The sequence below is a fragment of the Nocardia nova NBRC 15556 genome, from assembly GCF_001613005.1.
In the GTDB taxonomy this organism is placed as follows: domain Bacteria; phylum Actinomycetota; class Actinomycetes; order Mycobacteriales; family Mycobacteriaceae; genus Nocardia; species Nocardia nova.
The window spans coordinates 63,967-77,711 of the sequence record NZ_BDBN01000010.1; the positions used below are offsets into that span (position 1 = coordinate 63,967).

At 67.0% G+C, this 13,745-nt stretch carries 15 protein-coding genes; 6 read left to right on the forward strand and 9 right to left on the reverse strand.

Features of this window, described 5'->3' with window-relative positions:
• Window positions 1-40: 40 nt before the first annotated feature.
• A complete protein-coding gene (locus tag NN2_RS05630; protein ID WP_227462939.1) occupies window positions 41-637 on the reverse strand; it encodes a TetR/AcrR family transcriptional regulator in 597 nt (198 codons plus the stop codon).
• Window positions 638-732: 95 nt separating this feature from the next.
• Between NN2_RS05630 and NN2_RS05635 the strand changes: the two genes are divergently transcribed.
• The gene (locus tag NN2_RS05635) at window positions 733-1,149 is read left to right on the forward strand and encodes a nuclear transport factor 2 family protein (protein WP_063011013.1); all 417 of its coding nucleotides are present in this window, start codon (window positions 733-735) and stop codon (window positions 1,147-1,149) included.
• Window positions 1,150-1,187: 38 nt separating this feature from the next.
• On the opposite strand, the gene NN2_RS05640 is transcribed toward NN2_RS05635, so the two are convergent.
• Window positions 1,188-2,534: a serine hydrolase domain-containing protein gene (locus NN2_RS05640; RefSeq protein ID WP_063011015.1), complete on the reverse strand. Its 1,347-nt coding sequence runs from the start codon at window positions 2,532-2,534 to the stop codon at window positions 1,188-1,190.
• A gap of 218 nt (window positions 2,535-2,752) precedes the next feature.
• Between NN2_RS05640 and NN2_RS05645 the strand changes: the two genes are divergently transcribed.
• Complete coding sequence (locus NN2_RS05645) at window positions 2,753-3,196, forward strand: Fur family transcriptional regulator (RefSeq protein WP_063011017.1); 444 nt, start codon at window positions 2,753-2,755, stop codon at window positions 3,194-3,196.
• A gap of 63 nt (window positions 3,197-3,259) precedes the next feature.
• On the forward strand, window positions 3,260-4,726 hold the full coding sequence (locus NN2_RS05650; protein WP_063011074.1) for a catalase: 1,467 nt from the start codon (window positions 3,260-3,262) through the stop codon (window positions 4,724-4,726).
• Between the two features lie 68 nt (window positions 4,727-4,794).
• On the opposite strand, the gene NN2_RS05655 is transcribed toward NN2_RS05650, so the two are convergent.
• Window positions 4,795-5,466 (reverse strand): TetR/AcrR family transcriptional regulator, encoded by a 672-nt coding sequence (locus tag NN2_RS05655; RefSeq protein WP_063910685.1) that lies wholly within the window; start codon window positions 5,464-5,466, stop codon window positions 4,795-4,797.
• A gap of 103 nt (window positions 5,467-5,569) precedes the next feature.
• Here NN2_RS05655 and NN2_RS05660 point away from each other — a divergent pair, with 103 nt between their 5' ends.
• Window positions 5,570-6,307 carry an SDR family oxidoreductase gene (locus tag NN2_RS05660; RefSeq protein WP_063011019.1) on the forward strand — a complete coding sequence of 246 codons (738 nt, stop codon included), beginning with the start codon at window positions 5,570-5,572 and terminating at the stop codon, window positions 6,305-6,307.
• 406 nt (window positions 6,308-6,713) lie between these two features.
• On the opposite strand, the gene NN2_RS05665 is transcribed toward NN2_RS05660, so the two are convergent.
• The 6 genes from NN2_RS05665 to NN2_RS05690 form a co-directional block, all read right to left on the reverse strand.
• Window positions 6,714-7,379 carry a LutC/YkgG family protein gene (locus NN2_RS05665; RefSeq protein ID WP_063011021.1) on the reverse strand — a complete coding sequence of 222 codons (666 nt, stop codon included), beginning with the start codon at window positions 7,377-7,379 and terminating at the stop codon, window positions 6,714-6,716.
• Window positions 7,380-7,465: 86 nt separating this feature from the next.
• On the reverse strand, window positions 7,466-8,506 hold the full coding sequence (locus NN2_RS05670) for a tellurite resistance/C4-dicarboxylate transporter family protein (protein WP_169812377.1): 1,041 nt from the start codon (window positions 8,504-8,506) through the stop codon (window positions 7,466-7,468).
• 74 nt (window positions 8,507-8,580) lie between these two features.
• On the reverse strand, window positions 8,581-10,359 hold the full coding sequence (locus tag NN2_RS05675) for a chloride channel protein (RefSeq protein ID WP_063011024.1): 1,779 nt from the start codon (window positions 10,357-10,359) through the stop codon (window positions 8,581-8,583).
• Complete coding sequence (locus tag NN2_RS05680; protein ID WP_082856757.1) at window positions 10,356-10,868, reverse strand: MarR family winged helix-turn-helix transcriptional regulator; 513 nt, start codon at window positions 10,866-10,868, stop codon at window positions 10,356-10,358. The genes NN2_RS05675 and NN2_RS05680 overlap by 4 nt, the downstream gene beginning before the upstream one ends.
• A 220-nt stretch (window positions 10,869-11,088) precedes the next feature.
• Window positions 11,089-11,292, reverse strand: a complete 204-nt coding sequence (locus NN2_RS05685; protein ID WP_063011026.1) for a DUF397 domain-containing protein — start codon at window positions 11,290-11,292, stop codon at window positions 11,089-11,091.
• Window positions 11,289-12,179, reverse strand: coding sequence for a helix-turn-helix domain-containing protein (locus NN2_RS05690; RefSeq protein ID WP_063011078.1), 891 nt, complete (start codon window positions 12,177-12,179; stop codon window positions 11,289-11,291). Before NN2_RS05690 ends, NN2_RS05685 begins: the two co-directional genes overlap by 4 nt.
• 352 nt (window positions 12,180-12,531) lie before the next feature.
• Here NN2_RS05690 and NN2_RS05695 point away from each other — a divergent pair, with 352 nt between their 5' ends.
• Window positions 12,532-12,717 (forward strand): hypothetical protein, encoded by a 186-nt coding sequence (locus NN2_RS05695; RefSeq protein ID WP_063011028.1) that lies wholly within the window; start codon window positions 12,532-12,534, stop codon window positions 12,715-12,717.
• A 2-nt stretch (window positions 12,718-12,719) separates the two neighbouring features.
• Complete coding sequence (locus tag NN2_RS05700; RefSeq protein ID WP_063011030.1) at window positions 12,720-13,001, forward strand: hypothetical protein; 282 nt, start codon at window positions 12,720-12,722, stop codon at window positions 12,999-13,001.
• Window positions 13,002-13,745: the final 744 nt, after the last annotated feature.

A 13,745-nucleotide genomic window follows, 5' to 3' on the forward strand; every position in this document is an offset into this window, starting at 1 on the left:
CGTTTTCCTTGCGGGCGCTCAGCCGGTCGCGTTCGGAGGCTCAGCCGGCCGGTTCGCTGCGGGCCCGGAGTCCGTCGAAGACGACGGCGAAAGCGCGGGCTCGCTGCTCGCCGGTAGCAGTGTGCGTGCCCGCGAAGGCGCCCTTCAGCACCCGCATCAGATCGTCGAAGTCGATATCGTCGCGGATCGCGCCGCAATCCTGGGCGCGCCGCAGCAACCGGGCGATCGCGGCCTGGAATTCCTTTGTGGGGCCGGTGATTTCGATCGACTGGTGACCGCCCAGCGCATCTGCGAGATCGCGCTTGACCCCACCCTCGGCGACCATGTGGTCCAGCAGGTCGAAGAAGGCGGCCCCCGGATCGTCGGCGGCTTCGAGTCCGCGCGCGTAGTCGACCATTCGCTCGATGTTGTCGACGATGGCGGCGTGGAACAGGGCTTCCTTGGTGGGGAAGTGGCGGTAGACGGTGCCGGGTCCCACTCCGGCGCGGCGCGCGATCTCGTCCAGCGGGACCGAAATACCTTCGGCGGCAAAGGCTTCCCTGGCAGCAGCGAGTACGCGCTCCCGGTTGCGGCGGGCGTCGGCGCGCAGGGCGCGGCGCGGTTCGGCCGCCGGGTCCACTAACTGTTTCTCCGCCACAGCGCGAGTCTACCCGGTTATCCGTTGACAAACGGGGCGTGCGTTCCGGATTATAAACGGGGCGTACGTTCCGCTTCTAACCGAGGGAGTTTGTCATGGTTTCCAGTTCGGTGCGCAGTGCCCGCCAGGTGGTCGAGGACCTGTTCGCGACGTTGCCGGCGCGTGATGCCGACGCCTTCGTCGCGGCGCTCGCCCCCGATGCGGTATTCGAGATCCCGTTCCCGATTCCGGGGATGCCGGAGCGGCTCGAGGGGCGGGAGGCGATCCGCGAACACCTCGCGCAACGCTGGTCGGGCCGGTCGGGTGTCGAGGTGCACGGGGTCTATCCCACGGTCTACGAATCCAGCTCGGACGGAGTGCTTTTCGTGGAAAACGAGGTGGATATGACGCTGCCGGGCGCGCCGCGAGCGCGAGTTCGCACCTCGGTAAACGTGGTGCACGTGCGGGACGGGGAAGTGACCCTGTTCCGGGATTATATGGATACCGCGCGGATCGCGCGGATCGCCGGCTGACCGCGGCCGGTCGCCTCTCATTCATCGATGCCGCTACGTCAGCGGATGCCCGGTGTGCGGGGATCGGGCCCGAGGCAGACCAGTAGAGCGCACCCCGGCGGGGCATCCGAGAACGGCGGTGCCAGTGGGGTGTTCACACAGGACAGCACCGAACAGCCGGGATAGGCGTCGGGCCCGACTCCGAAAATCGCCAGCGTGATGTACGGATCGAAGAACGCGCGGGGGTCCAGGGTGACCGGTGGTTCGACATAGGGACCGGGGTCCGGAATCGGCGGTTGCTGGAAGGCGCCCAGCAGCCTGCGGAAAAATTCCCAGGTCAGCTCGGTCAGGTTCTGCAGGATGCCGGTCGGCCCGCCGCTGCTGTGGTTGCCGAAGACGCCGGTCCACACCACGGTGAGATCCAGGCTCGGGATGAAGAAGACGTCCTGCAGCCCGAGCCCGGACATCGCGAACACATCCGGGGGCAGGAACGACGGTATCTCGATACATCCGGGGCGGCCCCAGAACAGATAGCCGTAACATTCGCGGCCCGGGCCCGTCTGCTGGGCGCGGTGCAGATAATCGGCCGAGACCACCTGCACCCCCTTCCAGTCGCCGTGGCCGGCGACCAGCTGGGCGATCTTGGCGAGATCGTCCGGCGGGATCATCAGGTGCGCGTAGCCGTAGGTGTGACCGGAACGGTCGCGGGCCCAGTAGTAGTCGCTACGCTGGATACCCAAGGGAGAGAACAATTCCCGCTGCGCGAACTGCTGCAGTGGTTCGCCGACGGCCAGGTCGATCACGTACGACAGCAGATCGACGTTGCGCTGACTGTAGGAGAACCGGGTGCCGGGCGGATTGTCGAGCGGGACCCCGAGCGCCTGCACGGCACTGTTCGGATCGATCGGCACCACCCCGGAGATCCCCTCGTTGATCACTCCGACACGCAGGCCCGAGCGCTCGGTCAGCAAATCCTCGACGGTGATCGCGCGGTGGGCGGCGTCGCCGAGGCCGGGCGGCAGATAGCGGTCGATCGGCGCGTCGATATCGAGTTTGCCCTGATCCCACGCGATTCCGGCGATCAGCGAGACCACGCTCTTGGTGACGCTCCAGATATTCCACGGCGTCGTATCGGTGGCGTCGTTGTGCGCGCCGGTTCCGATCAGGCAGTTGTGCCGGAAGATCTTGACGTTCAGCCGGTTCCGTTCGTCGGCGAACCGCAGGGCAGAAGCCAGCCGCGCCGCGTCCAGGCCCGCCGATTCCGGTGTGGCTCGTTCGAATCCGCGTCCGGACGAGACCGCGCAGGTCTGGGCACTCTCCGCGCGCGCCGGGACCGCGGTGGCGCAGGTACCACCGATCAGTACGACGACGAGAACCCCGATCACCCAGCCCTGGAGGCGTCCCATGAGCCGAGGTTAACCACCGGCATTCGTGGTTGTGCCCAACACGCAACCGCCGCAACCAAATCGGAATCGGTGTCGCGGTTTTCGGTCGAACGCCGGGTCCGCTCCGCGCAGGGGGACGCCGCCGAGCGTGAGCCCGGCGGCGTCGTGCGCGGCACTCCCGCAAAACGTCCCTTTCGGTCTTTTCTTGACTTATTCCAGAAAACGGGCAGACTGGGTTCATGCACACCGGTGGTTTCGATCCGCGCGAACGATTGCGCGCGGCCGGTCTGCGGGTCACCCGCCCGCGGGTGGCGGTGCTGGAAGCGGTTGCCGCCCATCCGCATTCGGATGCCGACAGGGTGGCCGCCGCGGTCCGGCAGCAGCTGGGTTCGGTGTCGACACAGGCCGTGTACGACGTACTGCACGCCTGTGTCGGCGCCGGCCTGCTGCGCCGGATCGAACCGGCCGGTTCGCCGGCCCGGTACGAAACCCGCATCGCCGACAACCATCACCATCTGGTGTGCAGGAACTGCGGCACGGTCGTGGACGTGGACTGTGCCGTGGGCCGTGCCCCCTGCCTCGACCCGTCGGACGCGCACGGGTTCACGATCGACGAAGCCGAGGTCGTGTTCTGGGGACTCTGCCCGCAATGCCGTCGCGGTGACGACGCGCCATCCCGATAGCCCGGACATCCCGGGCGACAGCAGAAACAGGAGGCTGCGATGACAAAGCCGATCAGTGGGCCGATCAGTGGGCCGACCACTACCAACACCGGCACTCCGGTCCCCAGCGACAACGAATCGCTGACCGCCGGGACCGAGGGCCCGATTCTGCTGCACGACCACTATTTGATCGAGAAGCTCGCCCAGTTCAACCGGGAGCGGGTGCCGGAGCGGATCGTGCACGCCAAGGGTGCGGGGGCCTTCGGTGAGCTCGTCGTCACCAACGACGTCAGCCGCTACACCAAGGCGAAGCTGTTCCAGCCGGGTGCGCGGACCGAGTCGCTGGTGCGGTTCTCCACCGTCGCCGGCGAGCAGGGCAGCCCCGACACCTGGCGCGATCCGCGCGGCTTCGCGGTCAAGTTCTACACCCCGGACGGCAACTACGACCTGGTCGGCAACAACACCCCGGTGTTCTTCATCAAGGATCCGATCAAGTTCCCCGACTTCATCCGTTCGCAGAAGCGGTTGCCGGGCAACGGTCTTCGCGATCACAACATGCAGTGGGACTTCTGGACCCTGCGCCCGGAATCGGCGCATCAGGTGACCTGGCTGATGGGCGACCGCGGTATTCCCAAGACCTACCGCCATATGAACGGCTACGGCTCGCACACCTATCAGTGGATCAACGCCGAGGGTGAACGGTTCTGGGTGAAGTACCACTTCAAGACCGATCAGGGCATCGAATTCCTGACCCAGGCCGAGGCCGATCGGCTGGCCGGCACCGATCCCGACTATCACCGCCAGGATCTGTGGGAGGCGATCGAACGCGGTGAGTTCCCCAGCTGGACTCTGTATGTGCAGATCATGCCGGTGGGTGAGGCGGCGAACTACCGCTTCAACCCGTTCGATCTGACCAAGGTGTGGTCGCACAAGGACTACCCGCTGATCGAGGTCGGTACCTGGACGCTGAACCGCAACCCGAGCAACTACTTCGTCGAGATCGAACAGGCCGCATTCGAGCCGTCGGCGATCGTGCCGGGCATCGGCTATTCGCCGGACAAGATGTTGCTGGGCCGGGTCTTCGCCTATGCCGACGCTCATCGCTACCGCATCGGCACCAACTACCACCAGCTGCCGCCGAACCGCGCGCGTGCGGCCGAGGTGAACTCCTATTCCAAGGAGGGCGCCATGCGCTACGACTTCAACGCGCCGGAAGTGCCTGTGTACGCACCGAATTCGTTCGGTGGCCCACATGCCGACGCGGCCGCGGCCCCGGAGGAGGCGGCGTGGAGTTTCGAGCCCGAGCAGGTGCGGGCCGGCTACGTTCAGCACGCCGAGGACAGCGACTGGGCGCAGCCGGGCACGCTGGTGCGTGAGGTCTTCAACGACGAACAGCGAGAGCGCCTGGTGGACAACGTGGTCGGGCATGTGCTCGGCGGCGTGCGCGAACCGGTGCTGAGCCGGGTGTTCGACTACTGGAAGAACGTCGATCCGGAGATCGGCAAGCGCATCGAGGAAGGTGTGCGTGCCGGTCTGAACGGCAACAGCTGACCAGGACGACACCCGCGGCCCGCATCGGATTTCGGTGCGGGCCGGCCACATCGTGAACAGGCCTTCCGTCAGCGGGTTTCGATCCGTGGGATCGGATCCGCTGACTCATCTCCGGGTGTGTGAGAAGTGTCAACCGCGGGCGGGAGCAGGATGTCGACGAGCCGTGCCGCCGTAATGTGGTCGAGCGGGGCATGGCCGAGCAGGAAGCGGTACCAGAACAGGCCGTACAGCAGATCCACCAGGAGGTCCGCATCCGTGTCGCCGGGCAGTTCGCCACGCGTGATCGCCCGCTCGAGAATGTCGCGCGCGGCGGCGCGGCGGGCGGCGGTGAACTCCTGGAGTAATTCGGCGAGGTGGGGGTCGCGGGCGGCCTCGCGCACCAGCGCGCGCAACGCCGGGGCGGTCGAATCCCCCTGGGCGCCGGTGAAAGTCGAATCCGCGACGGCCAGCAAGTCGGTGCGCACCGAGCCGGTGTCCGGGGTCGGCACCTCTTGGCGAGCGCGTTCGAGCAGGGCTTCGAGCAGCACCGCACCCTTCGACGGCCACCAGCGGTAGATCGTCTGCTTGCCGACCCCGGCCGCGGCGGCGATGGAATCGACCGTGACCGACCCGCCGTCGGAGGTGGCGAGCTGGGCGAGGGCGGCGTCCAGAATCGCGCGGTGGGTTGCCTCGTTCCGGCGCCGGCCGGTGTGCGCGCGTTCGGGTGGGGGCGAATCCGGTTGCCGCGGTGGTGGTCCCATGGTCTACCTCCCAGCGGTGGCGGTGCGCGGGAATACCACACCCGCTACGCTCGTTGTCGAGACTGTCAGTCTCGACAAACTGTACAGGACAGGAACAGTAGCAATGAGCGCTTCCAGCACCGGCATCCCGCGCGTCGTCGTCATGGGCGGTAGTTCCGGAATCGGTGCGGCCACCGCCGCGCTGTTCGCGAACGAGGGCGCCGAGGTCGTCGTCACCGGCCGCAGCCAGGACAAACTCGACGCGGCGGTGGCACGGCTGGGTGGCAAGACCAGCGGCTACCGGATGGACGCGACCGACGGCGAGCAGATCGCGGCATTCTTCGCGCAGTCCGGCAGCATCGACCACCTCGTCATCGCGGTCAGCGGTTCGGCGGGCAGCGGTCCGTTCGCCGAACTCGATCTCGACCACTTGGTGGAGGGGTTCGACGGTAAGTTCTGGCCGCAGGTGAAAATCGTGAAAGCGGCTCTGCCGCATCTGGTTTCGAACGGATCGATCACCCTGATCACCGCCGCGTCGGCGCATGCCGCCTTCCCCGGCACCGCCGGACTGGCCGCGATCAACGGGGCGCTGAACGCCATGGTGCCTCCGCTGGCGGTCGAACTCGCCCCGCTGCGGGTCAACGCGGTAGCCCCCGGCGTCATCGACACCGAATGGTGGGATCGGGTGCCGGAGGAACGCCGCCGCACCCTCTTCGACGGCCTCGCCGCCACCACACCCGTCGGGCGCGTAGGCGACCCGGAGGAACTGGCCCGGGCCGTGCACATGATCGCCACCAACGGCTTCGTCAGCGGCGTGGTGCTCGACGTGACCGGCGGGGCGAACCTGCCCACCGGCCGCTGAGGTACCCGCTCGCCGGTGGTCGGCCCGGCGAGGTGCTGCCCGGTGGGGCGCCGATCGGTCAGATCAAGCCCCACCAGTAGATCAGGCAAGCCAGAACGAAGGCGACCGCAGTTTCCATACCCCCATCATTCCTCGAGTCGGACATCGGCGCCGCTGCCGAAATCGATATCGGCGGTCGGCGCCGGTCGCCGCTGCCGCATACACAGCCGATCCGCCCGGTCTGTCACCCCTCGTCGACAGACCGAGCGGATCGGCTCGGTTGCGCCGGTGGGTGATCCTGCCGCCCCCTCTCGCGGCAGGAGCACTCCCGGTGTCGAGGACGACAATGCCGGGGTGCGCTTGCCGCGCCCTTAACGAGCGCTTGTGGGGCAGGGAAGGTGTGTGGGAAGGGAATAGGGCCCGTCGATCAACCGACGATGACGACGACCAGGCGTCGCTCGGTCTCCTCGATGACACCGCCGACCTTGCCGGAATCGGCCTCCGGATCGGTCATGGCGGTCGGCCCGCCGAACCACGTGATGGATCGGCGCGGGTCCAGTTTGTCCAGGACCTGCGGCAGTGAGTAGTCGATCTGCTCGACGCGGACCACGCAGATGTGACAGTCGGCCAGGACGGCGGCATCGCGGCGGCACTGTCCCGGTCCGCCGTCGAGAATCAGGGTGCCGGCGTCGGCCACCGCGCCGGCGCACCCGGTGACCACGGCATCGCTACGTTCGCGATCGAGAATCGACAGGTGCGGTTGATCGTCGAGGACACGGTGTTCGCCCGTCAGTTCCCAGCGCCGCAGCCAATGTTCGGGCAGCCCGTCGGGCGCCAGCGCCGAGCGGGCGCCGTGGGCCCGCAGGGCCGAGTCGATCGCCCCCGGAATCTCCTCCGGGCCGACCCGATGGACCTGGGCGCCATGATGTTTGAGGCGATCGATGAACAGTTCGACGATCTCGGCCTGGTCCTCGGCCGAGGGCACCGGGGCGTTGCGCTGATAGTTGCGCGGCACCGGCACCATACGTTCGTCATTGGGTAGCGCCTCGAGGGCATCGCGCACGCGGCGCAGGAAATCCTCCCGCGAGGTCACCGTGAATCTCCCGTTCCATTGCTCCGGCTCCTCCCGCCGGATCGTACTTCGCGAACCAGGCTACCGTGCGGTAGGAGATCGCGAGCTCAGCCTACGGATTCCCGGCTACGCCGGCGGCGGATCAGCGTGACGACCAGATCGGCCGCGGTGGCCGCCCACACCGCCAGCGCCACCCACGCCTCACCGTGTCCGAAGGCGACCATCCATTGTTCGCCGGTGGCCTTGCCCAGTTCGGCGGTTCCCACGCCGTACATGCCCACGGGAAACACGATGCTCCACAGGCCGGGTTCGTAGCTCAGCCCGAAGTGCCGGACCAGATGCCGCCAGATGCCGGCCGCCAGCAGCAGCGGCACCAGCCAGCTGCCGAAGGCCCACAGCACCAGCGTCGAACCCTCGAGCATGGGCCGTACCGTCGCGATCAACGCCACCGAACTCTGATCCATGATCTGGGTGCCGGCCAGCACGCTGATCGCGGTGGCGCCCATGAAGATCCAATAGGTGGGCGCCAGCAGCTGCGCGGTCAGCGACGTGCCGAACAGGGTGCCCAGCACCACCGTCGCCACGATGCCGTAGAGCACCACGCCGACCGACCAGCACAGCAGCGCCGGCACCGCGAAACGCTGACCCCAAGGCTGCGGCAGCGCGGTGGCGGCCACCGCGAGCGATTGCGTGCCGACCACCCACAGGAACCAGGTGCCGTTGGCTCCGGTCACCGCGGTGGGCGCGCCGTGGTGCACCATCAGCAACGCCGGAATCGCGTAGACGAGTACCGCCCACGCGACCGTCGCCACCAGCAACAAGGCCAGCGCCGCACCCGCCCAGGCGTGTCGCGAGAGCCCCGCCGACAACACCGCGGTGCCGGCGACGAAGGCGAGATAGGTGAAGCCGGTCGCGGGATTCACCGCGTCGCCGATCACGCGGTCGCGGAAGAACGCGATGCGCAGCAGGGTCGCCACCACGAGCACGGCATAGGCGATCAGGCCGATGATCAGCAGGGCGGTGCCGCCCCATTCCCACCCCGCCGAGCCGACGGCCCGCGAGACGATGCCGGTCGCCATCACCGAGGCGAACCACCCCGGCCCGAGGTTCGCCACGAAACCCACTCGCCGCCCGAACGACTCGCTCACAGCGTGAGTGTTCCACGCGAACGTCGCCGAGCCGCGCATCCACACGCTCCGGGCTCGGGTCGAGCTGACGCCGCTCAGGCGACGGTGACCTTGTCGTCCTCGGCAGCTGGTTCCTCGCGTACGACCAGCAGGCGTTCGCGGTGGTGTTCCTCGTGCAGGTCGCGGCGGCGGGCGTGCAACAGTTGTTCGAGAGTGACGATGCCGCACAACCTGTTCGGATCGTCGCGCGCGACCACGGGTGCTGCCGTCACGTGCGCCAGCGCGAGTGCGTTGGCCACCTCGCGCAGGGTGTTGTCGGGATGGACCGAGGTCCGGATGCTCAGGGTGGCGGCCGCGACCGTGGTGCCGAGGCAGTTCTGCAGCACCTGACGGGTGGTCACGCCGACCAGCGCGCCGGAACCGTCGACCACGGGGTAGAGCCCGGCGTAGTGGGTCTGCGGCAGGATCGGGTCGATGAGATCGTCGATTCCGAGCACCAGCGGATCGGCGGTCATCACCTCGTGGGTGAAGAACGTCTCCAGCGGATCGGTGGTGTATTCGCGGGTCAGATGCAGTCGGCGGCGGGCGATCTTCTCGGTCAGCACCGAACGCTTGAGCAGCAGTACCGACACCGCGTACGCCGAGACCGAGGCCACCGCCAGCGGCAGCACGTCGTTCCAGGCATGGGTGAGTTCACAGGTGAAGACGATGCCCGTCAGCGGTGAGCGCATCACACCACCCACGACCGCGGCCAGTCCGCACATGGCCCAGAAGCCGACGGTGACGTGCGGCAGCAATCCGCCCTCGGCAGCTCCCAGCGCCGCGCCGATCATGAACACCGGCGCCAGCACGCCGCCGGAGGTGCCCGAGCCGAGTGAGAGGGACCAGATCAGCGTTTTCACCACGAGAATGCCGACGATCAGCGACAGCGTGGCATGTCCGGTGAGCAACTGGTCGATGACGTCGTAGCCGACGCCGAGCGCTCGCGGTTCGAACAGGCCGCCGATGCCGATGATCAGGCCGCCGATCGCGGGCCACCACATCCAGTGCACGGGAAGTTTGGCGAAGGAGTCCTCGGCGAAATACACCATCGCGGTGGCGGCGATGGCCAGCAGTCCGCCGGTGATGCCGGGGATCAGCGCCAGGCCGTCGGACAGCGCGCCGGGAGTGCGCCCGTCGGTCGCCACCGCGAAGACCGGTCCGTTGCCGAGCATCGCCCAGCGGCAGATGGTGCCGGTGACCACGGCGGCCACCACCGGAACGAAACTGCGTGGCCGCCATTCGAACAGCAGCAGTTCCACCGCGAGCAGAATCGCCGCGAGCGGGGCGTTGAAGGTCGCGGCCATACCCGCCGCCGAACCGGCGACCAGCAGTGTCTTGCGTTCGTCCGCGGACAGTTTCAGCAACTGCGCCAGAATCGAGCCGACCGCGCCGCCGGTCATGATGATCGGCCCCTCGGCGCCGAACGGCCCGCCCGAGCCGATGCTGATCGCCGCCGAGGCGGGCTTGAGCAGCGCCACCCGCGGTTGCACCCGGGACCCGCCGGTCAGGATGGCCTCGATCGCCTCCGGCATGCCGTGACCGCGAATCTTCTCCGAGCCGTAGCGCGCCATCACCCCGATGATCAGGCCGCCGACGACCGGTGCGCTCAGCACCAGCCACCACGGGTGATGGGTCGCGCCCGGTGCGACCATCTCGGTGCTGAGGCGTTGATAGAACACGAGATTCGTGATGAAGCCGATCAGCTTCAGCAGCGCGTAGGCGGCCCCCGCGGCCGCTCCGCCGACCGGTATCGCGAGTCCGGCGATCAGCAGCAGTCGCGGCGTGACCTGGAAATCACCCAGATGTGTTGCGCGCGAATGCCCGGCGCTCATAACGCCCCCGGCCCGGTGGCGGTGACGAAAGGCGTGGTGGCGGCGGCCTGCACCAAGTCCCGCGCCGCGACGATCACGCGGTCGCGCGCCTCGCGAGTGAGCCCGTCGAGCAAGGACCCGAAGGCGACTTTCCGCCGCTGCAGCACCTGGTCGACCACCGCCTGCCCGGCGGTGGTGACCTCGATGGTGACCACGCTGCGGTTGTGCGCATCGGTTCCCCGCGCCACGTATCCGCGGCCCTCGAGTTTGTCGGCCAGTCGCGTCACCGAGGAGGCGTTGACGCCGAGGGCGGCGGCCAGCCGCGACGACGACACCCGGCCGAGGGCCTGCAGGATCAGCAGGAAGCGCATCTGCGGAAAGGTGACGCCGGGAGGTGCGGCGTGGGCGCTGTCCCAGGCGATGGAAACCAGCATCCGGGTCAGCGCTTCCAGTGCCGCGATCTCGGCGGTGGTGCTCTGTGCGGGCGCGGCGTCGGCGGCCGACGCGGCGGTCTCCTCATGGCCTTGCATTAGACAAGAGTTGCAATATGCAAAGGGTGGGGTCAAGTCGAGCGACCTCTGTTGTGGTCGCGATCACAACGGCGGCTGCGCGGAGTGACGTGCTCCTGCCGGTATCGGTCGGCAGAGAATGACGAAGCCCTCGCGATGCGGCTGCTGCAGGATGCGATCTGTCTTCGGATCGAATTCCCGTGCGCCGCAGGAGGAAATGTGGACCTGTCGAAAGCCGGGCTCAGGCGTCGAGCGTGCCGTTGCGGAGGTCGGTGGTGAAGGCGTCCCATTCGGCAGGGGTGAAGACGAGGGCGGGGCCGGTGGGGTTCTTGGAGTCGCGGACGCCTACATGACCGTTGTCGAGGAACGCGGTCTCCACGCACTCTTTGCCGCCCCCGCTGCGGCTGGATTTGAACCACTTGGCGCCGGCTAGGTCCAGGTTCACCGTTCGTGCTCCCTTGCTATCTGCCGCAGTCGGCGCTTGCTCTCTGCAACGTCGTGCGCCGCATCCCGAATGACGCTGTACGCCTGACGATACCTGGCGACGTCCTTTGCGCGCTCGAGATATAGATCGCCCGCAAAGGATTCGATGTACACGACTGTCGGAGACAGTTCGCGTCCCTTCGAGTCGGTGCCGAAGTCGAGGATGGCAAACGGACCTGTCGGGAGACCTGCGGGAAATCCGGTCTCGTAGGGCAGCACTCTCACCGTGACGTTAGCCGGAAGATTTGCCAGATGATGGCATTGTGCCGCCATGATCTTTCCGCTGCCCACAACGGTGTGCAGTACCGATTCATGGATGACGAAATCGACCATGACCGGTTTGACCTTCCGGGTCAGCAACATCTGGCGCTTGACGCGTAGCTGGATTCGCCGTTCCAGCTCCTGCTCGTTGATGTCGGAGTAGTAGCCCAGTTCAATTGCCCGAGCGTAGGCCGGTATTTGTAGGAGTCCAGCGACGATATGGGGTTGGAAGATCGACAGTTTCTCCGACGACGACTCCAATCCGACGTACAAATCGAAGTTTCCGGTGATCACATCATCGAATGCCTGCCACCAACTTTTCTCGGTGCTCTGCTTCGCCAGGCCGATGAGCCCCGCACACACCTCGGGATCGTCGATGTCGTAGATGCGGCACAGCGCCTCCACATCGAGCACGCGGATGGCCGGGGACTTTCCGGCCTCGAGCCGAGACAGTTTGCTCGCCGACCATTGCATCAGCGGCGCAACATCTTCCAGCCGCAAGCCGACGCCGAGTCGGGCCTCCTTGAGATACCTCCCCAATTGCCGCCGGGGCAGAGTGGTCGAGCTGTCCTCACCGATGTTCGTCACGGATTCCTCGTTTGCATCGTGAGCGGTCGCCGTTTGCACGAGGAAAGAAATCGGCTACCCCCGTGCGAACCGCTCTGGGCCGTCGCAGAACCTTCGTTGCATATGCATGGCGCTATTGTCCCGCCGGCTCATTCGGTGGTCTTCTTGAGCCACCCCGATGGCCGGGAAACTCGAATCGGCAAGTCGCACAACCGTTGCCCCCGGATGCGACTACATCCGTGATGATACCGACGAGACATTACCGCGTAGCACCGACGCCGCAAGGTAATGGCCGAAAAATGGCCCCGGCCATCGGGAGTACCACCAGCCGTATGTCCGCTGGTGCCCCGACGATGTCCGGAGGTGTTCTCCCGTGCACGGTTTGCGGCCGATCATCCACAGCGCCCTGCCGACCATGACCACCACGCTCGCTCACCGCATCATGCAGGACCATCTCGACTGCCCGATCACGGTGTGCGCCAGAAAGTTACAGGCCAAACTCTGGCTCGTCGCGACGGGCGCCATGCACCCCGCCGACCGCCCGCACTTCGGGATCTGAGCATGACCAATCCCGTCTTCCACGGCCCGCTCGCCAACCCGATCTCCCCCGAGCGGATGCACCGTGAGATCCACGCCGAACGCCACGCCGACTGCACCCCGCACACCTGCGAGATGCTCAGCAGCTGCCGCAACATCCTCACAACCCTCGGCCACGACCCCGACGCCGCGACCACTGCCGAATGCGCCGCTTGCAGCACCGGCCGGACAATGAAAACGTCCCGCTCGCAGGATGTTTCGACGCCACCATCCACACTCCTCACCGAGTGCCGCGAGCGGGCCTGAGGTGCCTGCGGGGTCCCCTCCCGACCCCGCAGGCCACCGCAACTCCTCACTACCGCAACTCCCCACTACCGCAACGCGCCGCCATCGCAACGCGCCACCACGGCACCACGCCGCCATCGCAGCGTCCCGCTCCGCAACGCCGCGCGCGCCATCCCGCCCGACAAGGAACGACGTATGACACCTTCTCTGCCACAACGCATTCCACGAACATCATCGGCACCTGCGATCCACGGCGACCCCCACTGGTACGCGGCAATCGCACAAGCCCTACGCGCCACCCCCGCCGCCCGTTTCCCCTGCCTGAACGACCTGATACCCCGCCGCCCGCCAACATCTCACGAAACCTGCGTCTATCTCGGCCTGTCGACCCGCACCGTCTGGGAAAGGCCGCCGCGGTGACTCGCAGTGAGGAGCGATCGCCGGCGACTGTCCGGTGATGCTCAGGTGCCGCGCCGATTGCGAGAGACCGCCCTGTGGGCGGGGTGGCGATCGTCATCGCCCGCCCGTGAACTTATCGTGCAAACCCCGCCGAGAATGCGAGAAAACCGCGAATATCGTCGAAGTTTGCACGATTACTTCGGGGCACCCGCCGACACGCGGCATGTTCGGCTGTCGGCGCGACAACTCGCGCTCCTTGCGTAGTTGCTTCTGTTCCCCGCAACATATCTCGGTGTCGGCGTCGATCCTCCGAAGCCGGAGTGAGCAGGTCGGAAACTGCTCGGGAGGGGCGGGTGTCATGAGTGT